This window comes from Bacillus sp. MHSD_36 (assembly GCF_030757775.1).
Classification (GTDB): Bacteria; Bacillota; Bacilli; order Bacillales; family Bacillaceae_G; genus Bacillus_A.
Map to the genome: position 1 here is coordinate 1 of NZ_JAVBIS010000001.1, position 25,653 is coordinate 25,653.

A 25,653-nucleotide genomic window follows, 5' to 3' on the forward strand; every position below is an offset into this window, starting at 1 on the left:
GGTAGCACCAGTAGCGCCCGTGTTACCTCGAGGTCCGGTAGCGCCAGTAGCGCCCGTGTTACCTCGAGGTCCAGTGGCACCGGTAGCGCCAGTAGCACCTGCTGGCCCAGTAGGTCCAGTAGGTCCTTGAATGAATGAAGCAGAATTAACTAGAGCAGTTTGTAATGCTGCTATTAATTTAAGAAGCTCTTGAAGTGTGCAAGGGTCGATTCGGAATAATTTTGTAATGTATAGTAAATAATTAATTAGATTTTGAAGCTCGATGAATACCGCGCTTGCTACGAAAGTTGGATTTTTTAATATAGTTATTAAGTTTTTAATAATAGCTAACCCTTGTGCTTTCAGGGAGGAAGTAGCGTCTAGTGAACAGATAAATTTACTTAGTAGGTTCAATGTATCAATTAGATCTTCAATATTTTGAGGAGATGGATTTGCGAAAAGTTTTGGAATGATTTTTGTTAAATCAATAATGATTGCACGGAATGTTCTAAGTTGTGCCTTAGTAACTGGGATTGATGGAGTGTTTGGGATTCGTCCAGCGCTACTTGGAAAGCATGGTTTGGAGAATTTGTTCTGACTGTCGTTAAAATGAGACATTAAATCTCTCCTTTCTCATGAGGATATGAACGAAACTCATCATAGTAGATGCAAAAATTAGTTAAATGGTCATAGTAAAATCGTTTGTTTAAAGAAAAAATAGAAAAAACGCCTTAGGATAAGGCGTTTTTTCTATTTTCTGCGTATTGATAATATCGTTTGAGTGAAACTTTGGATTTGAAACCAGCTAGTTTTATAATTTCTGACTCGGGGGTTTCTTTTTTTATTAAGTTTAAAATATAGGTGTTACGAAAATGTTGTCCTGAGATTCCTTTTCGTAAATTAGCTCTAGATACTTCAAGGCGAATCATTTTTTGGATAGCGATTTCTGTTAATCCCTTTGGTGCATCATTTTCGTATACCCATCTGTATGTTCCGCGATTAAAATCAAATGCAATAAATAATGGATCATTACTATGGTATTTTGGACGAACGGGCTCTGGGATGCTTTTGTAATAAGTATACAGTTGTTTTTTGTCTTCGTTAGTTAATGTAATTGTTCTTTCTACCCCTGCGGTTGCTGGGATAGATAATGTATTCGTTTCAAAGTGGACGTGATTCATAGTTAATGCTGTAAGTTCCTGTAAGGATAATCCGTAGTCAATTAGTAAATTTAAAATAGCGATATTACGATCCATCAATAAAGGGCGTACAGGACGTTGTTTTTCTGAAAGTCCTTCTAATGAAGTGACTATATGTTTTAATCTTTTTTCTTCATCAGATGAAATGAAATCTTCATTCCGGAGTGTGCGGTCTGGTTGAATAGAAATTTCCATGTTCTTTAATGGGTTAGGGATGTTTAGAAAGTGATGCATTCTATTTAATACAATAAATACACGGTGCATCGTTTTCTCTGAGTAATGTCGATTCTTTTTTAAGTCGGAAAAGTAATCTTCGTAGTCTTTTGTACAAAGTGTAGCCCATATATTACTGGAAGGGAGCTTTTTGTTTTTTTCTAACCAATGTCCGAAATCTTCAATGTCATAAACATAACGTTTAATGGTTGAAGGTTTTCGGCCTTTATTCAATAAAAAAATAGAAAAGGCTTGTATTGTATCATGGAATTCCGTTGTCTCCATAGTCCCACCACCTTCATTATTTCTTATATTATAGCAAACTTTTCTGAAAATAGTCATTTGCAAGGGAGACGAGAATAATAATATTTGGTGAGTGGATAAAATGAGGTGATTGTATGGAACAATCGATGCGAAAGAAAAATAATAATCAAATTAACATTGTGTTAAATCATCGAAAAAAAATTTCTTTACCGGCCGCAGAAAATAAAACAGAAATTTCAAGTGAAACTACTACGAAACATGAGATGCTGCAAAGAATTGAAGAAGAGATGGGAAAGCTCGTTGGGATGGATGATATAAAGAAGATAATAAAAGAAATATACGCTTGGATTTATGTGAATAAAAAAAGACAAGAAATAGGATTGAAGTCTGAGAAACAAGTACTTCATATGTTATTTAAAGGGAATCCAGGTACAGGGAAGACAACTGTTGCTAGAATGATAGGGAAACTGTTATTTGAGATGAATATTCTATCAAAAGGGCACTTAGTTGAAGCTGAACGTGCGGATCTTGTAGGAGAGTACATCGGTCATACAGCTCAAAAGACAAGAGATTTAATAAAAAAAGCGATGGGAGGGATTTTGTTTATTGATGAGGCATATTCATTAGCCCGAGGAGGAGAAAAAGATTTTGGAAAAGAAGCAATTGATACGCTCGTAAAACATATGGAAGATAAACAACACGGGTTTGTATTGATTTTAGCCGGTTATTCAAGAGAAATGAATCATTTTCTTTCATTGAATCCAGGACTGCAATCCCGTTTTCCATTTATAATTGAGTTTGCGGATTACTCAGTAAATCAACTGTTAGAAATAGGGAAGAGGATGTATGAAGAACGTGAATATCAGTTATCGAAAGAGGCTGAATGGAAATTTAGAGATCATCTACATGCTGTAAAGTATTCGTCGCAAATTACATCGTTTAGTAATGGACGATATGTCCGGAATATTGTTGAAAAATCGATTCGTACACAAGCCATGCGGTTGTTGCAAGAGGATGCGTACGATAAATATGATTTGATTGGAATATCAAGTAGTGATTTGATGCTTGAAGAGGAGACGCACAGTACGTAAACTGTGCGTCTGTTTTTTCTGTATAAGTGCTTTTATTATTTTTTTGCTTTTTCTTGATAAGATTTATGGAAACGTTCCATTTTAGCGCTTTTTTCGTGTGCAGAATTAGGATCATGTCCAATTTGACCTACTGAGCTTTTTTGAGCCCCTTTATTCACATGGTTTGTCATTTGTGTTCACCTCGCTTTGAGAATTAGTATAAACATTATGTAAAGAAAAACTCATTAGAAAAGAAAAACCTCTTTACAATCTGTAAAGAGGTTGGATTGCTATTTATGCATTGAACGTTCGTTTGTGTCGATGCGTCTATGCGGTAAATGCCATTTGTAATGAATAGAAATCATGCGGAAGCAAACAATTAAAATGAATAAGGTGTATAGAGCCCAATCGCTAACAATAATGTGAGCGCCAATTAAGAAACCTGCCAGAATCGTCCAAAAAGCATATACATCAGCTCGAAGAACGAGAGGTTTTCTACGGGCTAAAAGATCGCGGATAATACCGCCGCCAATACCAGTTAAAACGGCTGCTACGATTGTAGCGCTAATTGGTAAATTTAATTTTTGAGCGTATAATGCCCCTTGTACGGCAAATGCTGATAAGCCAATAGCATCAGTGATATTTTCCCACTTTTTCCAGTGTCTAATTAATTTATTTGGAAAAAGAAAAATAATTGTCATTGATAAAAGTGCGATTTGGAATAACATGTCTTGTTGCCAAAACGCGACAATCGGATAACCGATTAATAAATTACGAAGGGCACCTCCCCCAAATGCGGTTGCCATTCCTAAAATATATACCCCGAAAATATCATAATCCTCTTCCATTGCAACGATGGCTCCGCTTAATGCGAAAGCGATTGTGCCTATGATGCTAAAAATCTCCCATGCCATGAATTTTCTCCCCCGCTAACTAGATGAAATGTGCTTCCTCTGCTATTATATTAGAAGGTTTAAATTTCGAAAAGGATGAGTGAACATATTTGATGGAAGAAAAAGAAAAAGTCATATTAGTGGGCTGTCAATTGCCGCAAGATGATGATGAAAAGTTTATGCATTCCATGAAAGAGCTTGCATCACTAGCGAAGACTGCACGAGCAGAGTTGTTAGTGTCTACAACGCAAAAACGACCGAAGTTTCATCCAGCGACTTATATAGGTAAAGGTAAATTAGAAGAGCTTACAATGTTAACTGAAGAATTAGAACCGGATGTTATCGTATTTAATAACGAATTAACGCCGAGTCAAATTCGGAATTTATCCTCAGTGTTAGATGCGAGGGTAATTGATCGAACACAACTCATATTAGATATTTTTGCGCAACGTGCGAAGTCGAGAGAAGGGAAGCTTCAAGTAGAATTAGCTCAGTTGCAATATACAATGCCGCGTCTTATGGGGCAAGGATTGTCTTTATCACGTCTTGGTGGTGGTATTGGAACGAGAGGGCCGGGTGAAACGAAACTTGAGACGGATCGTCGTCATATTCGATCACGGATTGATGAAATAAAGAAACAACTTGCAGTTGTTGTGGAACATCGAAAAAGATATCGTGAGAGAAGAAAAGATAATAAAGTTTTTCAAGTTTCGTTAATAGGATATACAAATGCGGGAAAATCTACGCTGTTTAATAGATTAACGGAAGCTGATACCTTTGAAGAAAACTTGTTGTTTGCAACGCTAGACCCGACAACAAGGAAGATGCCGTTACCCTCTGGTTATACAGTATTACTAACTGATACAGTTGGTTTTATACAAGATTTACCTACGTCATTAATTGCTGCTTTTCGTTCGACATTAGAAGAAGCGGGTGAAGCGGATGTTATTTTACATGTTGTGGATGCTGCAGATCCTAATTATATAGGGCATGAGAAAACAGTAAAACAATTATTGTCAGAACTCGAAATCAATCATATTCCTATTATTACGTTATATAATAAAAAAGATGAATTGCATCAAAACTTTATTCCGTTTCCGAAAAATGACTTCTTAATGACTAGTGCTTTTGAAGAAAATGATCTATTACATATAAAAGAAGCGATAGAAACGAAAATGAAGGAAGAAATGAATCGGTATCAAGTGGAAATTCCTCCGAGTGAAGGTAAGTTATTAACTCTATTAAAGACGGAGACGCTATTAACAAAAATGGAGTTTTTGGAAGATAAATTTGTATATGATTGCGCGGGGTATATTTTTGCTCATTCATCGCTTAATGCACAATTAAAGAGATTTTTAGTGGAAGAAGGAGAAAATAAAAATGTTTGATCGTTTGAAAAATGGAGAAAAAATTGCTCCAATCGTAAAAGAAGTAGAGAGCCAAATTACAGAAGTACATAAACGTGCGGATGAAGTAATTGAAAGTAATCAGTTTCGTGTGTTAGAAAGTTTTCGTAAACATAAAATTAGCGATTCACATTTTATTCCGACGACAGGTTACGGTTATGACGATATTGGTCGTGATACGTTAGAGAAAGTGTATGCGGATGTATTTGGATCGGAAGCTGGTCTTGTTCGTCCGCAAATTATTTCAGGTACTCACGCAATTTCAACAGCGCTATTCGGTATTTTACGTCCAGGAGATGAGTTATTGTACATCACGGGTAAGCCGTATGATACGTTAGAGGAAATTGTTGGTGTACGCGGAAAAGGTGTAGGATCATTCAAAGAATATAATATTGGTTATAATGCAGTTCCGCTTACTGAAGAGGGGTTTGTTGATTTTGGAGCTGTTGCAGCTGCTATTCATAGTAATACGAAGATGATTGGTATTCAGCGCTCGAAAGGTTATGCTACTCGTCCATCATTTACTATTTCTCAAATTAAAGAGATGATAGAGTTTGTCAAAGAAATTAAACCGGATGTTGTTGTATTTGTAGATAACTGTTATGGCGAGTTTATTGAAGAGCAAGAGCCATGTCATGTTGGTGCAGATTTAATGGCAGGTTCGCTTATTAAAAATCCAGGTGGTGGAATTGTTAAAACAGGTGGTTACATTGTTGGTAAAGAACAGTATGTTGAGGCGTGTGCATATCGTTTGACATCTCCAGGAATTGGTGCGGAAGCAGGGGCATCTTTATACAGTCTACAAGAAATGTATCAAGGGTTCTTCTTAGCACCACATGTAGCGGGACAAGCGCTAAAGGGTGCGATTTTTACGGCTGCATTTTTAGAAAAGTTAGGAATGAATACATCACCAGCATGGAATGCGCCAAGAACAGATTTAATTCAGTCTGTTCAATTTGATGATAAAGATCGTATGATTGCATTCTGCCAAGCGATTCAATATGCATCTCCGATTAATTCTCACTTTACTCCATATGCCAACTATATGCCGGGGTATGAAGATGATGTAATTATGGCTGCGGGAACGTTTATTCAAGGTGCAAGTATTGAATTGTCAGCTGATGGTCCAATTCGTCCGCCTTATGTTGCTTACGTACAAGGTGGGCTAACTTATTCGCATGTGAAGATTGCGATTTGTTCTGCAATTGATGCATTAATTGAAAAAGAATTATTAACAATTTCTTAAGGGGAAGCTGTCGAGTTCGACAGCTTTTTTCGCATGGAAGTAATGATTTATTTCATTAGAAAAAAGAATGAAAAAATTTATAAAAAAATCATGTAAGAAAAGCTAACATCTATTGACACTAAACATAACATGGTATAAAATGAGAAGCAGTTAAGGCGAAGGAGGAACTGAAACAATGAAAGAAGATAGACGTTCTGCTCCGCTGTTTCCTATTAGTATTGTTATGGATTTAACACAATTATCTGCACGTCAAATTCGCTACTATGAAGAGCATAATCTTGTTTCTCCAACCCGTACAAAGGGGAATCGTAGGTTATTTTCATTTAACGATGTAGATAAGTTGTTAGAGATTAAAGATTTATTAGATCAAGGCTTGAATATGGCTGGTATTAAACAAGTGTTACTAATGAAAGAAAATCAAACAGAAGCAGTGAAAGTAAAAGAAGAAACGAAGGAAATTTCAAAAACTGAGCTTCGCAAAATACTTCGAGACGAACTACAACATACAGGTAGATTTAATCGAACTTCATTGCGACAAGGTGACATTTCAAGGTTTTTTCACTAAAGACAACTGATTCTGAAGGTGTTTAGAGGGACTAAGGAGGAATTTATAATGGCTAGATACACAAGAGAAGATATTTTCCGTTTGGCGAAAGAAGAGAATGTAAAGTATATCCGCTTACAATTTACGGATCTTTTAGGAGTAATTAAGAACGTAGAAATTCCAGTGAGCCAATTAACAAAGGCTCTTGATAACAAAATGATGTTTGATGGATCTTCTATTGAAGGTTTCGTACGTATTGAAGAATCTGATATGTACTTATATCCAGATTTAGATACTTGGGTTATCTTCCCTTGGACAGCTGAAAAAGGTAAAGTAGCTCGATTAATCTGTGATATTTACAATGCAGATGGCACTCCATTTGAAGGAGATCCACGTAACAACTTGAAACGTGTATTAAAAGAGATGGAAGCTTTAGGATTCTCAGATTTCAATCTTGGACCAGAGCCAGAATTCTTCCTATTCAAAGTAGATGAAAAAGGAAATCCGACATTAGAATTAAACGATAACGGTGGATACTTCGACCTTGCGCCGATGGATCTAGGGGAAAACTGTCGTCGTGATATCGTTCTTGAACTTGAAGAAATGGGCTTTGAAATTGAAGCGTCTCACCATGAGGTTGCTCCAGGGCAACACGAAATTGATTTCAAATATGCAAATGCAATTCGCTCATGTGATGACATTCAAACATTCAAACTTGTTGTAAAAACAATTGCTCGTAAACACGGTTTACATGCAACGTTTATGCCAAAACCATTATACGGTGTGAACGGATCAGGTATGCACTGTAACTTATCACTATTCAAAAATGGTGAGAACGTATTCTTCGATCAAAACGGTGATTTACAATTAAGTGATGATGCTCGTCACTTCATCGCAGGTATTTTAAAACACGCACCAGCATTTACAGCGGTAGCAAACCCAACTGTAAACTCTTACAAGCGTTTAGTACCTGGATATGAAGCTCCTTGTTACGTAGCATGGTCTGCACAAAACCGTAGCCCATTAGTACGTATCCCTGCATCTCGTGGTATTAGTACACGCGTAGAAGTACGTAGTGTTGACCCAGCTGCAAACCCATATTTAGTAATGGCTACATTATTAGCAGCAGGTCTTGATGGAATTAAAAACAAATTAACTCCACCAGCTGCAGTAGACCGTAACATCTACGTAATGACAAAAGAAGAGCGCGAAGAAGCAGGTATCGTTGATTTACCAGCAACATTAGCGCAAGCTTTAGTTACATTACAATCAAATGAAGTAGTATGTGGTGCACTAGGTGACCATTTACTTGAGCACTTCATCGAAGCGAAGGAAATTGAGTGGGATATCTTCCGTACACAAGTTCACCAATGGGAACGCGACCAATATATGTCTCTTTACTAAGAGGCTCAAACCCTTGACACACAACGTGTTGAGGGTTTTTTTATTTTGTGGGTAAAACACTTTTATTTGAAAGAAGAGTAATTCACCCACAAAACACCCACAAAAAAATTAAAGTTACCCCAATACATTATTCATATAAGCTTCAAACCCCGAAATAGAATCTTTATTAATTTTGTCGCTAATATGAGAGTAAACGTTAGAAGTAATTTCTATACTCTTATGACCTAGCCTATCTTGAATGTATTTCATACTGGCACCAGACTCTAATAAAAGAACCGCGTGGGTGTGTCGTAATGAATGTATTTCTAATCTAGGTAAATTTGCTTTCTTAAGTATGCGTGAGAATGCATTGAATAATGTTGACTTCGGTAAGAACTTTCCATCGACTCTTGAAAAGACTAAATCTAATTCATGCTCATACGCATCTTGTAAAACAAGCTTATTAGCATTTTGCCACTTTTTATGTGCCAGCAGTTCATCGACTAATGATTTAGGAATCATGATAGTACGTTTAGAAGTAAATGTTTTTGTATCCCCGAATAATTCTTCTTTTGTTTTAGCTGTAAAATCCAATGTTTTAGAAATAGTAATAGTATGTTCTTTTAAATTTATGTCTTTCCATTGTAAAGCAGCAGCTTCACCTTTACGCATACCTGTATTCAGAAGCGCTTTGAAAAAGATGTAATAAATATAGTTGTATTGATAAGAAGTCTTTAAGAAAAGGGGAATGTCTTCACTTCGCATATATTTTAGCCCTTCTCTTTCTTTATTGTTCTTATTTGAAATAACTACTTCTTCACAAGGATTGTTCTCGATTTTTTTTAAGCTAACAGCTTTTTTCATAGCGTTGTTCATTGTGCCATGGATAATTTGAACAGTTCGCTTACTGTAACCCTGATCAGTTAAGGAATTAATAAATTTTTGATACATCATTGGTTTGAGTTCTTTTATGTTCATGTTTTGAAAGTAGGGGATGATATGCTTTTCGATGTTACGTTCATGCAAGATAAAGGTGTTTTTTCTTACATTGTCTTGCTTAAATAATTTTAACCAGTCTCTAAGGTAATGTTTTAAAGAAGTAGGAGTAATCTCAACTTCTAAACCGTTTAATAATTTCTTTTCTTCTTCAGCAGCCGCAAGTTGTGCTTCTTTTTTTGTCTTGAATCCACGTTTTGATTTCTCTTTGTATTTTTGAGTATAAGGGTCTTTAAATCTTACTCGGAATTCCCAAACATCTCCGAATTTTCTGAAGCTAGCCATTATAACATTCCCTCTTTCCTTATAATTGTGAAGTGGCTAGATTACTCATCCAACCACTTCACAGGAGTCTCTTTATAACCAGAAACTTCATATATTATTTCACCATCAACAACATGGATTTTTTCAACGATAGGGACCTTTTTAAATTTTTCTTGTTTGATGGTGCGTTTCTTTCGTTTTTCTCGTTCAGCATTTAAATCAATAATCAAAATATCTTACCTCCTTTAGTAAGGCTTATAAAATTCTAACAGTTCAACTGGAATGTCATTTTTGTATGCTATACATGCTTTTGTATCACCAGGTTGAATGGTCTTTTTATCAATTAACAAAAGCGCAGCAAACGTATTTGCTTCTATCTCTAATTTATCAACTGAAAAGAATGTATTCTTACGCAGAAAAGGTGTGTTTGCATGAGTATGTAGGATTGCATGTCCTAATTCATGTGCACAAACAGTTCTTTGCATGGATGGAGACAAATGATTATTAATAACAATGAAACGATTTCTTTTTTCATATTTATAAAACCCGTTTATTTCTTCGTGTAAATCCCAAGTTAGTACATTTATTTTTAAGTAATCTGCAAGCTCATAGGGGTTTGTCGTGTTGTATTTTGTGCAAAGTTGTTGGACTAGATCTCTTATGACGAATTTCAATGTTTTCCCTCCTAAGCTCGCATCAGTTATCGTCAGTACTACGATATTTCTTAGGAACGTATTTTTTATTGATTACTTTAGTTTGTTTCACGATGTACTCCATTGCATCTAATAAAGATTCTACGGCTTCTTCGCTCATAGGCTCACCAGAGAACATTAATCCGTCTTCACCTTGAAGATCTCTTTTTATTTCTTCCATTCTTTTTTCGATATCTTTTTCATCTTTAGTGGTTAAATGCATTTGATTTGTTCTTCCAAGTAAGAAATCAGTAGTTACATTAAAGTGATCAGCTACTTTTTGGAGTCTATCGGCTGAGGGATATGCTTTATCCCATTTTCTTATGGTCCCATTGCCGAATTCTAAGTCCTTTTCTAATGCGGATATGGATGTATCATGGTTTTTACAAAGATTTTTAATTGTGTTCACTAAGCTCATTCTAATCACCTTCCGTACTTACAGACGAAACAAAATAGACTGTAGACTAAAAAACGATTGACAATTAGTTTGTAGACTATTATTATTAGGTTGTAAGCTAATTTGTTAGCTAAAAAGAGTATAAAAATTGATTTGAGTTTTAAAAACTAATACTGAGGAAACTGTTTAGTTTTGTATTTGTATACCTTTTTATAATTATAATTTAGCACACAGACTAATTACGGTCAATAAATCAGCGAAAATATTCGCATTTTGAAAGGTGTGAACATCTAGATGAAGTATTCGAGTTTTGGAATTGAGGTTAGAAAAGTATTGTTAGAAAGAGATTTAACACTAACTGTATTAGCTTCTGAGCTAAAAATATCAGTTTCATATTTATCCGACATTTTAAAAGGGTCTAGAAAAGGGAAAAAACAAAAGAAAGCGATTGTTGAATTATTAGGACTAGACATGTGTGAGGAGGATTTAAAGTGATAGAACAAATAATGGTAGTAGATGAAAAAGAAGAATCGTTTGTAAAAGGTGATCAAGAAAGTCTGGTTTTTATTAAAGATAATAAAGTCGTTACAGATAGCTTAACCGTAGCTGAAGTGTTAAAAAAACAACATAAACATGTCTTAAGAGACATTAAGGTTCAGATGGAAAAGTTGGAAAGTGCAGGAGAAGGGGAATTTACTGAGTCCAACTTTGGGCTTAGCTTTTATAAAGATGTTACAGGACGAACTTTACAAAAAATCGACATGACAGAAGATGCTTTCACAATATTAATGTTTTCTTATAACACGATTGAAACGATGAAAATTAAAGTGAGGTTTATTGAAGAATTTAAAAGAATGAGAGCATTCATTGAGAATCAGTCAATTCTCCCTACTGATACATTTAGTCAAATCGAACTACTAGCTACAGGAACTAGTAACTTAAATAAAAGAGTTTCTTCTTTAGAGCAGGTAGTTGAAAAGCAATTAACTGTAGACTACGGACAACAAAGAGTAATTGAAAAAACGAAAGCAAAACGAATCTATTTTTTATGGGAGAACGGTCATGTAGATAGTGAAGTACATGATTCTACTCGCAAGCTATTCGGATTACTAGGGCGTAATTTGAAAGATGCATTCAATGTGAATAGTTACCGCGACATTTTGAAGAAGGATTTTGAGGAAGCATTGAATTTTATAAATGGTTGGAGGCCGATGATTTAAAAGCTTTTAGAAAACGCAAAATTGCGTTCTCAGGATTTCTTTGTAGAAAATAATTGCACTTTATAAACGTCTCAGAATCAATGGTTAAAAAATAAGGAGGGAATAATTATGTTTAATGTTCAAGTTGATGAAAATGTTGTGAAGGAATTATGTGTGGAAGAAATTCAAAAGAAGGTTAAAGAATACGATGCTGAGTTAGCCTTTTGGGATACTAAGGAGCTAAAAAAACGTGTATGTATGTCATGGAATACAATTCAGGATCAGTTCTTCTTTGACCCACGGTTCCCAAAATTTAAAGTGGGTAAGAAATGGTATTTCCCAGCAAAACAAGTACAAGCATTTTTAGTGGAATGGGCAGAGGAAAGGATGGATTAATGATGTTTACAATTGATTACAACAATGTAAAAGTATCTGATTATCTTAGACTACTAGCACAATATAAATTGCCAAATAAAAAGCAGCGTCGATTAATAGAGAATAGGTTTGTATGTCTAAATGCTCTTTTTAAAAAGGCTGGTGAATCTAGTGGGAATTGAAAATTTAGTGTTACCAGAGGATGCGGAGTTAGCGAAATCTTTACGTAATAAGAAGGAGAACTACATAAAGAATCAATTTTTGTTAACTCGTATTGCAAGTAAGAAAAACGTAGAGGGTAAAACGAAAGAATTCTATGAGGCTTGTAAAGAGTATGAGGCATGTGGAGAAAAGGCAAAAGAGTGTGATAAGCAATTAAAGGAATTGATATTTAAAAAGAAAGAAAATGATAGAGTTCAGCACGTTGTAGAGCGTATGCGAGAGGTTGGCATTAAAGAGGATGTTATTCAAAAGGTTTTGTATAAATAAAAAGAAACCCATGGCAGTGGGTTCCATTAAAAAACAAATCCAAAGTCAGTATATCACATGGGGTGATTACGTGGAAGAGACAATAGAAAATCAATTACTACAAAAGCAGGTTGAAAAAGCTGTAAGTAGCTTGAAACTTATATCCGCAAAGGAAGCAGATATCTGTAGAAAGTTAGATATAGATTATGTGATTACCGTATTAACGAATAAACCGTATGGCAGTATGCCATTTTAGGAGGCTATAAAACTATGAAACTCTACGAATTAACAAGTAACTTCAATCAATTACAGCAAATGATTGAAGACGGGGTAGATCCAGAGGTAATTAACGATACACTTCAATCAATCAGTGAAGCAATTGAAGATAAAGTACAAGGTGCAGCGTTATTGATTCGTAATATAGAAGCACAAGTTGAAGTAATTAAAGGAGAAGAAAATCGCTTGGCTGAACGTCGTAAGTCTTTTGAGAACAGCTGTAAAAATATTAAGGATTATTTATATCATCAGATGATTGCTGTGGATAAAAGACGTATTAAAGGTGCATTGATAACAGTAGGTATTCAAAAGAATCCAGCAAGTTTAGATATTGCAGAGGATGCAATTATTCCACCAGAATACATGATTCCGCAGAATCCGAAGGTAGATAAAAAAGCGCTATTATTAGCGATTAAGAATGGTATGAAGTGGGATGGTATTTCATTAAAACAAGGTGAGAGTGTGAGAATTCGATGAATGAGACTAAAAATTACTTTGCAGAATTAGCAGTTATTGACGTCAGTAAACATGTTGAGAAGAAGGGACGTTTTAGTTATCTAAGTTGGTCATGGGCTGTAGATCAACTTCTAAAGAAGTATCCTGATGCCACATGGCAAGTTGTTAGATTTGATGGATTACCTTATATGAAAACAGAAGTTGGGTACTTTGTAGAAGTTGAAGTAACGGTAAATAACATCACACGTTCGCAAATTCATCCTGTATTGGATAACTATAATAAACCAATCGCAAAACCTACATCATTCCAAATAAACACCTCGATTCAAAGGTGTCTAGCAAAAGCCATTGCACTACACGGATTAGGTTTATATATCTATTCGGGTGAAGATATTCCACAAGATGATGAACCAAAACAAGCAGCTAAGCAATTAGATAACGTTCCATTACAGGAGAAAGCTGGACAATCAGAAGTTGCAAATGAACAAAGAATAAAAGCTATTCATGTGCAAATTAGGGAGTTATCAGAAGTGTATAACATGCCATTTGAAGAAACAAAAAATACTGTAAAACAGTCATTAGGAATTCAATCTTTCAAAGGAATGACAGTGCAACAAGCATCTCAGTTACAAAAAACAATAACATCGTGGTTAAACGAAGCGAAAGAAAAGCAACAGCAAGCACAATAGGTGGGTGACCGAAATGAAAACGATAGTAAGAGATGGTTCAATGCCAATAGCTCTAAATAGGAGTTTAGGTACTCGGTATTTACGTGATAAAAGGTTATCTGAATTACTTAAGCGCTGTCGTCGTTTAGAGAATGAAGGGTTTGATTATTTATTTCCTATTCGAAAGGTATTAGAAACAATTAAACATAGAAATGATGAAAATCCTCACCTGTTTAAAGGATGCTTGGTTATGGATCGTGACCGTGGATTTTACTATGAGGTTGTTATGAGGAAGGTGAAGAGATGAGTAATTTATTAATTCATGAGGAACCATTACTTGTTCTTCCAGGACTAGCAAGCAGAATTGGTTTAAATGAGGCGATTTTTCTACAACAGATACATTATTGGCTAAATAGATCTAAGCATTTTTATGATGAAAGAAACTGGGTATATAACAGTGTGGCAGAATGGGTTAAACAATTTCCGTTTTGGAGTGAGAATACCATTAGACGTATTGTAAAGAATTTAGAAGATGAACAGCTTCTTGTTATAGGTAATTATAATCGAGCTAAGTTTGATAAGACGAAATGGTATTCCATTAATTATGAAAAACTCCGTTTGTTAGAATCCACAAACGATGTACCCAACTTGGGTAGACGGTCTACCCAAAATGGGCAAATGGATGTACCCAATTTGGGTAAACCAATACCAGAGACTAACACAGAGACTACATCAGAGATTAAAGAATATATAGTCGAGATAGTAAACTATCTCAACGACGTGTGTGGTAGTAGTTACCGTTTAACATCTAAGAAAACACAAACATTGATTAAAACTAGATTAGTAGAAGGATTCACTGTGGATAACTTCAAAACTGTGATTGATACAAAAGCTAAAGAATGGCTAAGAACTGAACAAGCAAAGTATCTAAGACCAGAAACGTTATTTGGTACAAAGTTTGAAGGCTATTTACAACAAGGAAAGGTGGAAGGAAAACATGGCTCTAGTAAAGGTAACAGATATAGCAAAGACCCTTTCGAAGAAGATGATCTTCCTTTCTGATACATGTGAGGTTTGCAAAAAAGAACGTAAACGTACTGTTCGATTCATGAAGATAAATGATGAAGTGGTTTGCCCAGTATGTAAGTTGGCAGAAGATAATCAAAAGCTAGAAGCTGAAATGAATGTATTCCGAGATGAGAAGGAACAGAGAAAACGTAAAAGTATGTTTTACGATAAGAGCTTGATTAAAGATGAAACAATTAAACTTGCTAGGTTCTCAACTTTTAAATCTGATTGTGAAGAGGATGAGAAAAATTTCACTCTAGCAAAACGAGCATTTGAGGATTATTTAAATGATGTGAGGTTTAATTTAATTCTAGTTGGAAAAGTAGGTGCAGGTAAAAGTCATCTTGCCTATTCAATTGCTCATGAAATGAATGAGAATAGCGCAGGAACTGTTCTTTATGTTTCTGTATCAGAACTATTTGACTATATACGTTCTACGTTCAGTGGGCAATCTGAGGAATCTGAGCATAGCATTGTTAATTTATTAATTAGTGCAGATTTATTGGTTATCGATGACTTAGGTGCGGAACTAGGAGATATGGATGCTGCTGATCCAAAGGCAACTGCATTCGTGAATCGTGTACTGTTTAAAGTCTTTGATGGAAGACAAGGAAAGAAAACAATCATTACAACAAATCTAACAGGTGAAGCTGTGATGAAAGCTTACGATGAGCGTATTACATCTCGTATGTTCAACACATACAGACATATTGAGTTTAAGTATACAAGAGATAAGCGAAAAAGAAAGTTACCTTTTTAAAGGGGAGACAGATTGATATGACTATTACTGTAATTCGTCCTGATGTCCATATTTCAAGCGTTAGTAGTTGGGGAGTGGTATTTACACCATCTCCGACAAACAGCGCTGAATGGTCATGTGAAGACTATAAAAATACTACGGGAAAACGGATTGAAGAAATGCTAAAGAAAGCGAAGGAGAAAGAATGAAAACATATACAGGATTTGAAGCGATTGAAAGAATGAAAACGAATTGGATTAAAGAAAAGAATGATTATTTTGCACACACATTAAAAAAGGGTAAACATGAGGTTTTGGGAATTAGTAGTCAGCGTATTGTACCATCTGCGATCGGTATGAATTTCTTTTTTGAAAACGAGTTTGTAGATTATGAAAAGCCATTGAATTTAGAGTGCGGTGAAATGTTTGTAATGGAAAGCTTAAATGGGAAATGGTATGGGGTCTTAAGAGAGGAGACTAAGGACAAATATTACTTAATTATGGGATTAAAAGTTGGTGAGTATCGTTTCTATGAAGATGGATGCTCCTTTAAAAAATATCAGGGACGTACATTCCGAAAGGCAACAGATAAAGAGTTAGAAGAATTTGAGCGCTTCATAATGTTTTATAAGAAGGACCGTAAAATGGACGAGTTTAAATTAGGTGACATTTGTGAACGAGAAGATGTCCTATATAAAGTAGTTGTTCAGACTGAGGATAACAAATTTGAGGGTGTTTTAGGTTGTGTAGCAATTAATGAAAAAGATACTCCAGTAAAATACTTTCCAGTGAAAAGTATGGAATTACAATTTTGTGTCGAGGACATGGTGGGGTAGTTTTGCATCAACACATCATAGATCAACTGATTGATAGAGGTATTTATAAATCCAAGGACGGGCTTCGAGATTTGTTCGAATGCTCGTTTGAGGAGTTAGTGGAAATGTTGGAGGGAGAAGAGTGAGTTTTAAAAAGGAAATGGCAATCATTTTAGTCAGCTGGCTTTTAATCGGTGTGACTATATTCTTACTAAAATACAAACTTGGAGTGAACTTATAATGATTCAGTTACACACAATTACATCTGAAGAGAAGAAACAAAACTTTGATATTACGGAACTATTTGAAATGCAAAAAGAACTGGATAAACGAATTGGATATAAAGGAAATGACAAAATGGATATGTTGTTTCGTGCATTACTGGTGGAAATCGGCGAAGCATGGAATGAAACCCGAGCGTTTAAGATGTGGAGTACAGGATTTGGAGTTCCTAAGAATGGACTATTAGAAGAGTTAATTGATGGTCTCCACTTTCTCATGAACATTGTCATTGAACTAGATAAATGTACATGGAGACATGAACTTATTCCATCATTCAGCATGCAATCCATTATGAGAAAAGATACAAGCAATGTGAATATGCTGTTTGAATGGTATATGCAAGATGTGTTGACTGCAAAAAGGGCATGGTGTCAGTACAGAGATTTAACCACAGCAATGGGACATTTAAGACGAGCGTTTGGCATCTTCTTTCGTATTTGCTATTTGTACGGATTTACTTATGAGGATGTTATTAATTCGTATAAGGAGAAGAATGCGGAAAACTTTGAGAGACAGGATAACGGATATTAATCAAATTTGAATTTTGTAGAAAAAGAGCAGCTAGCAAAAGCTAACTGCTCGGAAGACCAAACGTAGAGATTTTAATATTTACACTCTCATAATGAGATATTGACTCTTATTTCTAATTAAACTGGATCAGGCGGGTATCTTACAGCAGAAAAACCACGATTTCCGATTTGAACTGATGTTACAGTTTCACTAAATCCACCTATATTCGCAACAATACGATAGGGAACCGGATTTACTGGTAATATCGGGTCTCCAGGGGCGTCTACCCAAGTAAATGTGGAGTTAAATGGATATAGAAAATCACCAGTACTGCCGGATTCATAGTTGCCGGATACAAATGCCTCTGTTAACAACATATTATCGCGGAATAACTGATAGGTAATGGTATCTAAGTTAAAGAAACTATCTTGATCTCCCCCAATAGAAACATTAATATTTGTACCGATTGTTGCATTTAACAGGACCCTATCACCAGTATTTTCTATGGGGACAAAGACCTCCATGATTAGAAAGTTATTTGTATTTGCCGGTAATTCTATAAATTCAGGTTCTGGTGCAAGGGGAGTGAAAGAGAGGCTTGGTCCGGTCGGCCCTGTAGGCCCTGTAGGTCCTGTAGGCCCAGTTATGCCGGTGGGTCCTGTAATACCAGTGGGTCCGGTGTTGCCAGGAGGTCCAGTGAATCCAGTCGGCCCTGTATTCCCGGTGGGACCAGTTACACCAGTAAATCCTGTTGAACCAGTGAATCCAGTACTTCCAGTAGGTCCTGTAGGTCCTGTAGGCCCTGTTGCTCCGGTGAGACCAGTACTTCCGGTAGGTCCGGTGTTACCCGTAGCCCCAGTTGAACCAGTGGGACCTGTAGGGAAATGAAAAGGTTGCATAGGTGGAAGTGTCGGTCCAATTGAATCCGGATTTAATGCAGCGGAGGATAAAAACTCGTCCAATATAAATCACCTCTGAAAAATTCGTATTACTAATAGTAAATGCAATGATAGAGCAAAGTGAAATGGACAAGCGGTTGTATTTTATAAATTAAACAAAAACGCTATTTTAAAACAAAGGGGAATAGGATATGAAAATTCTAGATCTATGTTCTGGAATTGCAGGAATAAGCATGGCAGCGGATTGGGCTGGAATTGAAACAGCAGCCTTTTGCGAAATAGAAGAGTTCAATCAAAAAGTACTCAGAAAGAACTATCCTAACATTCCTATTTTCCCGGATTTATATAAACTTACGAAACAATTATTAATAGATGGAGGTGTAGACGTTGATTCAATTGGAGTTGTTTCAGCAGGATATCCCTGTCAGGGGGAAAGTCTTGTTGGGAAGCGAAGAGGTGCAGAAGACGAAAGATGGTTATGGCCAGAAGTCTTCCGACTCATTAGAGAACTCGGACCCACTTGGTTTGTTGGAGAAAATGTTGCTGGACACATCACAATGGGTTTGGACACCGTGCTCTCCGACTTGGAAGAAGAAAACTACTCGACAAGGACGTTCGTATTTCCGGCTGTCAGTGTCGGCGCGCCACATCAAAGATACCGGACATTTATTGTTGGCCACTCCAACAACAAGTCAAAATTACAAACCGATCCGAGAGTTGTGCCCTTCAGAAGCAAATGGGAAACATGGGAAAACACTACCGGGATCAATCGGAGAACACTTTCCAGAACATATTGGGAAGAAAATAAACCCGCAGTTTGTGGAATGGATGATGGGACTGCCACAAGATTGGACGAAGATAGATTGAGATTCCTGGGTAATGCAGTGGTCCCGCAACAGATCTATCCTATATTTGAGGCGATAGCTAAAATTGAAGGTTTATTATGAAAAACTTGTCTAACAAGGTTACAAATTCATTAAGAAATGGAGAATTTAAATATGGATGTAAAGCTACTAGCACATACGCAATTATCTGAGAAGTTTGTAAACTATTTGTCCCTTGTATCTGGTATTGGAGAGAAAGGCTTTGATCCTACCCATGGGCAAGTGGTAGCTTTATCGGCAATCCGTACGTGCTACTCGCCCAATAAACCTAGTAGGATCGTAGATTTAGAGGGAGAGAAGTATTTCAAGGGAAAAGCAACTGATGGAAAAGGTGGAAAAGAAGTAGATCGGCTCATTAGACATATTGTGGGTTCGGGGCATACTTCCACACTGGAGCATCTAACATATACTTTCGCAGTAGAAGGAGTTAGTAGAGCATTACTTACACAGTTAACACGTCACCGTGTAGGATTCAGTTACTCAGTCCAGTCTCAAAGATATGTACGTATGGGAAGTGATGATAAGATAGGTGGGTTTGATTATATAGTGCCTGAAACTGTTAAAGCTAAAGGAGAACAAGTAGTTAAAGCTTACAATCAGATGATGTACAAACTACAAAGTGATTATGATCTGCTTAGAACATTAGGAATTCCTGCTGAGGATGCTCGTAGCGTACTTCCAAACGCAGCTACAACTAATCTAGTATTAACAGTCAATTTACGGGGGCTTTTAGATTTCTACAATAAGCGTCGAAAAGGGAAAGGTGCTCAAGCTGAAATCGCAGAGTTGGCAGAGCAATTAAGGCAAGAAGTTGTAAAAGTTGAAAAGTGGGTAGACGAGTTTTTCGGAAGTGGAAAGTAACAGAAGTCTAGAAAGATTACAAATAAAAGAGCAGCTAGCAAAAGCTAACTGCTCATCTCCAGGGGAATTGGAGACTGGTGTATCTATAGTATTGACGGAATATTTATTTTAAATCCAATTTATTTAAACTAAATATTCCAACAGCTACAATGGCTGCACCTACTGCAGAACCTAGCCAGTCTCTCCAGCCTAATGTATTTAAAGGTGTATCTGTTAGATCCATAATTAAGAAGATAGCAAACATTAATCCACCGAATGCTAAGCATCCCCAAAATGTTTGTAAAGATTTAATTATCTTCTTTCTGAACTTGTTCATATAAAATCACCCTTACCAATACTTTGTATTTTTATAAATAAATTATTGCATGTATGAAAATTGAAAGTACAGAATATGCAATATTGCATATTGGAACTTAATGAAATAATCCTTTTAAAGAAATGGAGATTTATAAATGGGAAAAAGTCAAAGAGATAAAGGAATGAGACGAGAAAGAGAATTTGCTAGTTTGATAGGCGGTGCTCGTGTACCGCTCTCTGGTGCGATGGACGGGTATTCAAATGATGTGAAGGGTTTAGGTCTTGAATGGGAAGTAAAAGCGAGGAAAGAAGGATTCAAGACGTTATATAACTGGTTGGAGGATGAACGTGAACAACCAGATGCATTAGCAATAAAAGCGGATAGAAAACCGTGGTTAGTAGTTATACCGCTGGATACATTTTTGAAAATGGTGAAGGAGTGAGAGTATGTTGGATATTGCCCTACCTGTTCTTAACAAAGAGCAGACAAAAAAGAATGTGCTTCAAGCTTTGAAAAAGTATCATCTATTTTTATCAAGTATAGATGAAAGAGATATAGAGCGTGTACAAGATGGTAAGGTGATCGGCATGAGTAAAACAGTTTTAGAACGAATTAACTATATTCAAGAAATAAGAAAAGGCGTAGAGAGGCTAGATGAACGGGAAAAACAACTTATTGAGTTAGCTTATCTAGGGAAAGAGAAGCCTAGTTGGGTAAAGATGTGTAGGGTGTTGAATATGTCGCAGCCAGATTATTATAGGAAGAGAAATAAGGCTTTGTTTGAGCTTGCTTATAAGCTGGGAATAGAGGTAGAAGGATGAGAACCGCTTGTTGTAGCGGTTTCTTTATTTAGAATAGAATTATCCAGTATTTTCATTTTGTTGTATAATTGAATGATAAAAGCTATGAGAAGATATGAAAAATAGGGTGGTGTGGTAAGGGCTTTAAAATAGTAGTTGGAGCCTGTGTGAATATAGATAAATATGAAGTTAGTGAAAAATAAAAGGTTCGGGACTTGCACCAATGTTAGGCATTTAAATCTAGAGAATAATTCTAATAATTTTATAGAAACTAAAGGAGAATTAAATATTATATATGGAAAACAAGTTTAATAAATTGCTAATTGTATTGGGAATTATATTATTATCAATGGGGATATGGGTACTTACTAGTGCTCCGTATAGTGATTTAAATTTATATAATGTTATTATGATTTGTGTAGGAGGAGGCTTTTTGTGTCCTTTTGGGGCAATATTAATTATTCAATCATTTTTGCATATTAAGATTTTGAATTATATTTTTAAGGCTTTAACCTTACCATTAATGTTATTTATATATATATCATATTTTTACCAATTGTTGTTTATAGTACTAGGTTGTATTTTTGTATTTTTATTACTTCCTACTATGTGTATTGATTTGTTTTATACAATAGGTAGTATTTCAAAAGATACAAAAATGGCTCTTATTTACTTATCTCTAGTGATAGGATTTTCTTTGTTTGCATATGTAGGACAAAGTATAATAAGTAAGTTGCTTGATAAATTGTTAAATGCAAAAGTAGGGCATAATATTATTTTGAAAGCTTTTCAACCTTATATAATGAGAGTTATTGCATATATTTTATTAATTTGTGTATACATTTTAGTGAATTTTGAAGCATTTATGAAAGTGGGTATAGTGAATTGGGGCATATGGAATGATTTAAAGGTGATATTTAAAGAAGTATTACTGACTTTTGTTTCAATTGATACTTTGGCGCAATTAATTATTTCTAGAAATAAAAAATGATAAAGTGGGAAGGAAAAAGAAGTAGAAGGATTGCGTGAGAAATTTCAACCCTATAATCAATCAGGGTAAGCCATCTATATAGATAGTTGGCTTCTTTTTTGTATAGTAACTGAAGGAATAGTTTTAAGGAGAGAATGAAATGATGGAACAAGTTGTTAGGGAATATTTTTCAGCAAGTAAACTATACAAAGTAGAAATAATAAAACGAAAAGATGGTTTGTATACAACGGAAGTTTATAGGTGGATGGAGGATTGTGGATATGAGTTTTGGAGTTCTATGTCTAGAGGAGTGTCTTTAATTGATAGTGAGAAACATGCACAAGGGATAGCTATTGAGCAATTGAGGGCGTATTCGGGTGAGTCGGTTTTTACAATCACATAGATACCACTTTTGATAGAATAATTTATGCAATTAAAGCTATATAGAATTTTAAATAAAGGGAGGCTAGAGTTAGAGAACTTGTATGAGATGCGGTGCTATTTATTTTGTGATATTATTTTTTATAGGAAAAAATGTATATATATGTTTTATATTTCTAGTTAAGGAAGGTAAAATGAAATGGGCGAAAGAAATTGGACGGATAAAGATTGGAAATGGCTAATGGGTATCTTAATAGGCATTATTATCCTTATACTTTCATTATGGTTTGCTGATTACAAAGGAATCGAAGCGAATTTTTCAATTATGTCTAGTGCAGTCTCAATAGCACTGGGTTTAGTAGCTATTTATATTGCTCTGAAACAAGATAGTGATGCTCAAAGGTTGAATCAACAAATGAAGGATACTCTTAATATAATGGAGAATAAGATTGATAAGGTAGATCAAAAAGTTAACAAGTTAGATACATTAGATATTGAAAAAACTGTTGAAGAAAATATGGAGTTGTTTGTTGAACAGATTGCGGCAACGGTAGAGAAAAAATCTTCGGAAATATCAAAGAAAGATATTCAGCAAGTGTTTGAGGATGCGGCTCCATATGTTGCAAGGAATATTAGTAAACAATTAAATAGTGAAATAGACTATTCGATAAAACATTCGGATGCAATTCAAATTTCTGAAAAACATATGGAGAGAATAAAAGAAGTAGCTGATTTAATATTCAAGGAATATGGGGGTACTTATAGTGCGTTGGATTTAAATCAAGTCTATCAAAATATTTTGTATAAATACTCCATACATTCTCCTGAACTGATAAAAAGTGCACTAGAATATCTTTGTGAAGAAGATAAGGCTATACGTATTATGAAACAAGGTAAGGTTATATACCGCATTAATTAAACCGAAAAATAGTACACAAGTGTAATTTAATGAGTTGAAATAGAGTTCAAACCATCTATGTAAATAGATGGTTTTCATTTTGATAAAAAATAGATAAAAAATATTATGAATATCCCTGTATTATAAAAGTGTCATAAGAACTGCCACGGAAATGGTACTGTATGTTGTTTCTTGATTTATCTAAATTTCTCGGGCTAGGGCAATTAATTATAGTTTACTCACGAATAAACGTAAGTAAGGGTCCGACCAACGGGGGAGAGGGTTACACCTCTCTTTGAGCCGAGGATGTTCCTTCCGAATGTCCAATTGCTAACCATACTTTCCTCGGTTCAAAGAGGCGTGGGGCACCTCAACACTTTATTTCTCTCTTGAACTTTACCAAACAATTTAGAAGCATCAGCTACACTTACTGATTTGTGTCTATGAGGAACGGTTTTCCGTTTCTCTGACTGTATAAGTGGAAGACACTTGTGTAGTGAGAGAAGCGTAGAAATTAAATATGAAAGTAATAAAAGAACACTGTTATGTAGAGAAGTACAGTCTATATACGGTGTTCTTTTTGTTTATAAGGAGGGGATATATTATGCAGGATTTAATTAAGCAATATAACACGACTTTAAGACAATTGAGAGAAGTACAAAAGGAAGCTAAAGAGGAAGATGTAAAGATTCTAACGGATATGATTAGCGACATTACTTTTTCCTTAGAATGGATGAAAAAGGCGAGGAGACCGGGAAATCGTAGAGGGGTTGAAAGGTTGGCTGCATATCAAAGAGAAAGAGCATGTGATCCGTTACTGATGCAAAGATATTTCCGTAGCATGGATGATAACTTATATGAGTGGGACGGTCATCAGCAAGAACATGCAATTGGTGAATGGGATAAAATTAGATTGGAAGATGCATTATCATTGTTAACGGATCGGGAGAAAGAGGTGTACTTAATGTCTCGAGGATATTGTTTAACGTATAGAGAGATTGCTAGATACCTAGACATTACATGTAGTACGGTGCAATCTATGATAGAACGTGCTGAAAAGAAAATAGCAAGGCAGGTAAATGAGAGCCTCTTCTGCAATTGCGGATGAGGCTTTTAAATTAGAAGCATGAAGTTTAATTAAAGCATTATATAATAAATAAACAGTAAGATAGAGCCTTACTGTTTATTTATGCTTTTCTTTTAAATGTGCTATACCGTTATTTAGTGCTGATTGAAAAGTTGATTCCTCTTGAGGGTATTTATTAATAAATGTTTTGCAAATGTTTTCTATATATTCAATCGCATTTTGGAAACAATGAAATTGAATACATCCTATTTGTTTTTGGGAGTACTCAATATTATTATTAAGTTCTTTTATAATTTCTTCAATTTCTTGAACTTGATAATTATAATTAGTAAATAAATTTTGTATGAAAATTCCACGTTCGAGTACTAAGGTAGCTATTTCATAGCAATAACAACACCATGCTAAGTCATGAAGTTTACATATCATTAAGTTCATGTCAATTAATCTTTTAACATCTGGTGTTAATACTTCTAACTTATTACTAATTTGTAAATAATCTAATAAAAATTCTTCGCATAGTTTAATACGCTCTGAAATATAATAATCTTTCATCTCATGCGAATCCAATTTGAAATCAACATGTCTGAAATTTTCATATTTCATTACAAATCTTGGTGCAGCGTATTTTATATTTAATCCAAGGTGATCTATAATTTCTTTAAAAAGCTTATCTGGCTTTTCTTTAAATCCTCTTACATTTTCAGCTTGTATATATTTAATAACTTTAAAAACGATTGGAGAGAATAAAGTTTGATAGCATTCCTTTTGATATTTCTTTTCTTCTCTGATTTTTGTAAGATAATGAGATGCTAATTGTACTATAACTCCTGATATAGCGGTGACAAAAAAGCCAACAACTATGGCCCAGTCTGTTCCTGTAATCATATTTTAATACCTCGTTTATAAATATTAAAATGTAAGCCTAGTGCGAATAAAGTCCAGGCTTCACTATTATATTTTTCAAGATCTTTACGGGAATTAAAATTCGATATACAGGGATAAAGTGTAGGGTCAATTTCTTTAGGCTTAGGCTTAGTGGTCAATTTAATTCTCCTCCATTTAAAATTACTAATTGTAATCATTAATTATAATATAATGGTGTATATTTCCAAAGTAAATAACTTTCGTATCAGTTCTGATATTCTTATATAAAAAGATTAATTAGTAAATGGAA

Annotated in this window: 38 protein-coding genes; 27 read left to right on the plus strand and 11 right to left on the minus strand. The window is 35.1% G+C overall.

Going from position 1 to position 25,653, the window contains the following annotated elements:
* A partial coding sequence (locus tag Q9B79_RS00005) for a collagen-like repeat preface domain-containing protein (protein WP_306182113.1) occupies positions 1-597 on the minus strand: 597 nt, incomplete at its 3' end.
* Positions 598-710: 113 nt separating this feature from the next.
* Positions 711-1,676, minus strand: a complete 966-nt coding sequence (locus Q9B79_RS00010; RefSeq protein ID WP_001978463.1) for a tyrosine-type recombinase/integrase — start codon at positions 1,674-1,676, stop codon at positions 711-713.
* 113 nt (positions 1,677-1,789) lie between these two features.
* Between Q9B79_RS00010 and spoVK the strand changes: the two genes are divergently transcribed.
* Positions 1,790-2,746, plus strand: a complete 957-nt coding sequence (spoVK, locus tag Q9B79_RS00015; RefSeq protein WP_061658077.1) for a stage V sporulation protein K — start codon at positions 1,790-1,792, stop codon at positions 2,744-2,746.
* Positions 2,747-2,781: 35 nt separating this feature from the next.
* Here the strand turns inward: spoVK and Q9B79_RS00020 are convergent, their stop codons facing one another.
* Together Q9B79_RS00020 and Q9B79_RS00025 are read right to left on the minus strand one after the other, a co-directional pair.
* Positions 2,782-2,916 (minus strand): hypothetical protein, encoded by a 135-nt coding sequence (locus Q9B79_RS00020; protein WP_000181496.1) that lies wholly within the window; start codon positions 2,914-2,916, stop codon positions 2,782-2,784.
* Between the two features lie 99 nt (positions 2,917-3,015).
* Positions 3,016-3,639, minus strand: a complete 624-nt coding sequence (locus tag Q9B79_RS00025) for a trimeric intracellular cation channel family protein (protein WP_061658078.1) — start codon at positions 3,637-3,639, stop codon at positions 3,016-3,018.
* 92 nt (positions 3,640-3,731) lie between these two features.
* On the opposite strand from Q9B79_RS00025, the gene hflX reads away from it, so the two are divergent.
* From hflX to glnA, 4 genes are all read left to right on the plus strand, one after another.
* Positions 3,732-5,006 (plus strand): GTPase HflX, encoded by a 1,275-nt coding sequence (gene hflX, locus Q9B79_RS00030; protein ID WP_306183298.1) that lies wholly within the window; start codon positions 3,732-3,734, stop codon positions 5,004-5,006.
* Positions 4,999-6,270, plus strand: coding sequence for a methionine gamma-lyase family protein (locus tag Q9B79_RS00035; protein ID WP_306182115.1), 1,272 nt, complete (start codon positions 4,999-5,001; stop codon positions 6,268-6,270). Before hflX ends, Q9B79_RS00035 begins: the two co-directional genes overlap by 8 nt.
* 175 nt (positions 6,271-6,445) lie before the next feature.
* Complete coding sequence (gene glnR / locus Q9B79_RS00040; RefSeq protein WP_001978453.1) at positions 6,446-6,835, plus strand: transcriptional repressor GlnR; 390 nt, start codon at positions 6,446-6,448, stop codon at positions 6,833-6,835.
* A 48-nt stretch (positions 6,836-6,883) separates the two neighbouring features.
* Entirely contained in the window at positions 6,884-8,218 is a 1,335-nt protein-coding gene (glnA, locus tag Q9B79_RS00045; protein WP_000135340.1) for a type I glutamate--ammonia ligase, read from the plus strand.
* A gap of 114 nt (positions 8,219-8,332) precedes the next feature.
* On the opposite strand, the gene Q9B79_RS00050 is transcribed toward glnA, so the two are convergent.
* Genes Q9B79_RS00050 through Q9B79_RS00065 form a run of 4 tightly spaced genes read right to left on the minus strand, consistent with a single transcriptional unit; the run spans position 8,333 to position 10,567 of the window.
* Positions 8,333-9,478, minus strand: coding sequence for a tyrosine-type recombinase/integrase (locus tag Q9B79_RS00050; RefSeq protein ID WP_000135915.1), 1,146 nt, complete (start codon positions 9,476-9,478; stop codon positions 8,333-8,335).
* A 41-nt stretch (positions 9,479-9,519) separates the two neighbouring features.
* Complete coding sequence (locus Q9B79_RS00055; RefSeq protein ID WP_306182116.1) at positions 9,520-9,687, minus strand: hypothetical protein; 168 nt, start codon at positions 9,685-9,687, stop codon at positions 9,520-9,522.
* Positions 9,688-9,702: 15 nt separating this feature from the next.
* Entirely contained in the window at positions 9,703-10,131 is a 429-nt protein-coding gene (locus Q9B79_RS00060; RefSeq protein WP_000673782.1) for an ImmA/IrrE family metallo-endopeptidase, read from the minus strand.
* Positions 10,132-10,153: 22 nt separating this feature from the next.
* Positions 10,154-10,567 carry a helix-turn-helix domain-containing protein gene (locus tag Q9B79_RS00065; RefSeq protein WP_000060654.1) on the minus strand — a complete coding sequence of 138 codons (414 nt, stop codon included), beginning with the start codon at positions 10,565-10,567 and terminating at the stop codon, positions 10,154-10,156.
* A 273-nt stretch (positions 10,568-10,840) separates the two neighbouring features.
* Here Q9B79_RS00065 and Q9B79_RS00070 point away from each other — a divergent pair, with 273 nt between their 5' ends.
* From Q9B79_RS00070 to Q9B79_RS00135, 14 genes are all read left to right on the plus strand, one after another.
* Entirely contained in the window at positions 10,841-11,041 is a 201-nt protein-coding gene (locus Q9B79_RS00070) for a helix-turn-helix domain-containing protein (RefSeq protein ID WP_000877760.1), read from the plus strand.
* Complete coding sequence (locus Q9B79_RS00075; protein ID WP_000572505.1) at positions 11,038-11,766, plus strand: Rha family transcriptional regulator; 729 nt, start codon at positions 11,038-11,040, stop codon at positions 11,764-11,766. The genes Q9B79_RS00070 and Q9B79_RS00075 overlap by 4 nt, the downstream gene beginning before the upstream one ends.
* A gap of 108 nt (positions 11,767-11,874) precedes the next feature.
* Positions 11,875-12,141: a hypothetical protein gene (locus Q9B79_RS00080; protein WP_000483549.1), complete on the plus strand. Its 267-nt coding sequence runs from the start codon at positions 11,875-11,877 to the stop codon at positions 12,139-12,141.
* Positions 12,142-12,291: 150 nt separating this feature from the next.
* Positions 12,292-12,609 carry a hypothetical protein gene (locus tag Q9B79_RS00085; RefSeq protein ID WP_000510717.1) on the plus strand — a complete coding sequence of 106 codons (318 nt, stop codon included), beginning with the start codon at positions 12,292-12,294 and terminating at the stop codon, positions 12,607-12,609.
* 70 nt (positions 12,610-12,679) lie between these two features.
* A complete protein-coding gene (locus tag Q9B79_RS00090; RefSeq protein WP_003159518.1) occupies positions 12,680-12,844 on the plus strand; it encodes a hypothetical protein in 165 nt (54 codons plus the stop codon).
* Positions 12,845-12,858: 14 nt separating this feature from the next.
* Positions 12,859-13,341, plus strand: a complete 483-nt coding sequence (locus tag Q9B79_RS00095; RefSeq protein ID WP_306182121.1) for a siphovirus Gp157 family protein — start codon at positions 12,859-12,861, stop codon at positions 13,339-13,341.
* Positions 13,338-14,009, plus strand: coding sequence for a DUF1071 domain-containing protein (locus Q9B79_RS00100; RefSeq protein ID WP_306182123.1), 672 nt, complete (start codon positions 13,338-13,340; stop codon positions 14,007-14,009). Before Q9B79_RS00095 ends, Q9B79_RS00100 begins: the two co-directional genes overlap by 4 nt.
* Positions 14,010-14,022: 13 nt before the next feature.
* Positions 14,023-14,295 carry a hypothetical protein gene (locus Q9B79_RS00105; protein ID WP_000849734.1) on the plus strand — a complete coding sequence of 91 codons (273 nt, stop codon included), beginning with the start codon at positions 14,023-14,025 and terminating at the stop codon, positions 14,293-14,295.
* Positions 14,292-15,050 (plus strand): conserved phage C-terminal domain-containing protein, encoded by a 759-nt coding sequence (locus tag Q9B79_RS00110; protein ID WP_000067428.1) that lies wholly within the window; start codon positions 14,292-14,294, stop codon positions 15,048-15,050. Before Q9B79_RS00105 ends, Q9B79_RS00110 begins: the two co-directional genes overlap by 4 nt.
* Positions 14,986-15,816, plus strand: coding sequence for an ATP-binding protein (locus Q9B79_RS00115; RefSeq protein ID WP_306182128.1), 831 nt, complete (start codon positions 14,986-14,988; stop codon positions 15,814-15,816). Before Q9B79_RS00110 ends, Q9B79_RS00115 begins: the two co-directional genes overlap by 65 nt.
* A 17-nt stretch (positions 15,817-15,833) precedes the next feature.
* On the plus strand, positions 15,834-16,004 hold the full coding sequence (locus tag Q9B79_RS00120) for a hypothetical protein (protein WP_306182129.1): 171 nt from the start codon (positions 15,834-15,836) through the stop codon (positions 16,002-16,004).
* Positions 16,001-16,630 (plus strand): hypothetical protein, encoded by a 630-nt coding sequence (locus Q9B79_RS00125; protein WP_306182131.1) that lies wholly within the window; start codon positions 16,001-16,003, stop codon positions 16,628-16,630. The genes Q9B79_RS00120 and Q9B79_RS00125 overlap by 4 nt, the downstream gene beginning before the upstream one ends.
* A gap of 2 nt (positions 16,631-16,632) precedes the next feature.
* Complete coding sequence (gene fbpA, locus Q9B79_RS00130) at positions 16,633-16,755, plus strand: Fur-regulated basic protein FbpA (RefSeq protein ID WP_000553935.1); 123 nt, start codon at positions 16,633-16,635, stop codon at positions 16,753-16,755.
* Positions 16,756-16,849: 94 nt separating this feature from the next.
* On the plus strand, positions 16,850-17,422 hold the full coding sequence (locus Q9B79_RS00135) for a dUTP diphosphatase (protein WP_306182133.1): 573 nt from the start codon (positions 16,850-16,852) through the stop codon (positions 17,420-17,422).
* Between the two features lie 116 nt (positions 17,423-17,538).
* Here the strand turns inward: Q9B79_RS00135 and Q9B79_RS00140 are convergent, their stop codons facing one another.
* Positions 17,539-18,363: an exosporium leader peptide-containing protein gene (locus Q9B79_RS00140; protein ID WP_306182134.1), complete on the minus strand. Its 825-nt coding sequence runs from the start codon at positions 18,361-18,363 to the stop codon at positions 17,539-17,541.
* A gap of 128 nt (positions 18,364-18,491) precedes the next feature.
* Between Q9B79_RS00140 and Q9B79_RS00145 the strand changes: the two genes are divergently transcribed.
* Both Q9B79_RS00145 and thyX read left to right on the plus strand, forming a co-directional pair.
* Positions 18,492-19,247 carry a DNA cytosine methyltransferase gene (locus Q9B79_RS00145; RefSeq protein WP_306182136.1) on the plus strand — a complete coding sequence of 252 codons (756 nt, stop codon included), beginning with the start codon at positions 18,492-18,494 and terminating at the stop codon, positions 19,245-19,247.
* Positions 19,248-19,298: 51 nt separating this feature from the next.
* Positions 19,299-20,045, plus strand: a complete 747-nt coding sequence (thyX, locus tag Q9B79_RS00150) for an FAD-dependent thymidylate synthase (protein WP_306182138.1) — start codon at positions 19,299-19,301, stop codon at positions 20,043-20,045.
* Between the two features lie 103 nt (positions 20,046-20,148).
* Here the strand turns inward: thyX and Q9B79_RS00155 are convergent, their stop codons facing one another.
* On the minus strand, positions 20,149-20,361 hold the full coding sequence (locus Q9B79_RS00155; protein ID WP_001032092.1) for a hypothetical protein: 213 nt from the start codon (positions 20,359-20,361) through the stop codon (positions 20,149-20,151).
* Between the two features lie 136 nt (positions 20,362-20,497).
* Between Q9B79_RS00155 and Q9B79_RS00160 the strand changes: the two genes are divergently transcribed.
* The 6 genes from Q9B79_RS00160 (at position 20,498) to Q9B79_RS00185 (ending at position 24,500) form a co-directional block, all read left to right on the plus strand.
* On the plus strand, positions 20,498-20,785 hold the full coding sequence (locus tag Q9B79_RS00160) for a hypothetical protein (protein WP_000520471.1): 288 nt from the start codon (positions 20,498-20,500) through the stop codon (positions 20,783-20,785).
* Positions 20,786-20,789: 4 nt separating this feature from the next.
* On the plus strand, positions 20,790-21,164 hold the full coding sequence (locus tag Q9B79_RS00165) for an ArpU family phage packaging/lysis transcriptional regulator (protein ID WP_306182140.1): 375 nt from the start codon (positions 20,790-20,792) through the stop codon (positions 21,162-21,164).
* A 274-nt stretch (positions 21,165-21,438) separates the two neighbouring features.
* Positions 21,439-22,134: a hypothetical protein gene (locus Q9B79_RS00170; protein ID WP_306182141.1), complete on the plus strand. Its 696-nt coding sequence runs from the start codon at positions 21,439-21,441 to the stop codon at positions 22,132-22,134.
* Positions 22,135-22,276: 142 nt separating this feature from the next.
* On the plus strand, positions 22,277-22,516 hold the full coding sequence (locus Q9B79_RS00175; protein ID WP_306183299.1) for a hypothetical protein: 240 nt from the start codon (positions 22,277-22,279) through the stop codon (positions 22,514-22,516).
* A 177-nt stretch (positions 22,517-22,693) separates the two neighbouring features.
* Positions 22,694-23,413, plus strand: a complete 720-nt coding sequence (locus tag Q9B79_RS00180) for a hypothetical protein (RefSeq protein ID WP_306182142.1) — start codon at positions 22,694-22,696, stop codon at positions 23,411-23,413.
* A gap of 499 nt (positions 23,414-23,912) precedes the next feature.
* The gene (locus tag Q9B79_RS00185) at positions 23,913-24,500 is read left to right on the plus strand and encodes a sigma-70 family RNA polymerase sigma factor (RefSeq protein WP_306182143.1); all 588 of its coding nucleotides are present in this window, start codon (positions 23,913-23,915) and stop codon (positions 24,498-24,500) included.
* Between the two features lie 75 nt (positions 24,501-24,575).
* Here the strand turns inward: Q9B79_RS00185 and Q9B79_RS00190 are convergent, their stop codons facing one another.
* Positions 24,576-25,364: a hypothetical protein gene (locus tag Q9B79_RS00190; protein ID WP_306182144.1), complete on the minus strand. Its 789-nt coding sequence runs from the start codon at positions 25,362-25,364 to the stop codon at positions 24,576-24,578.
* Between the last annotated feature and the right edge of the window lie 289 nt (positions 25,365-25,653).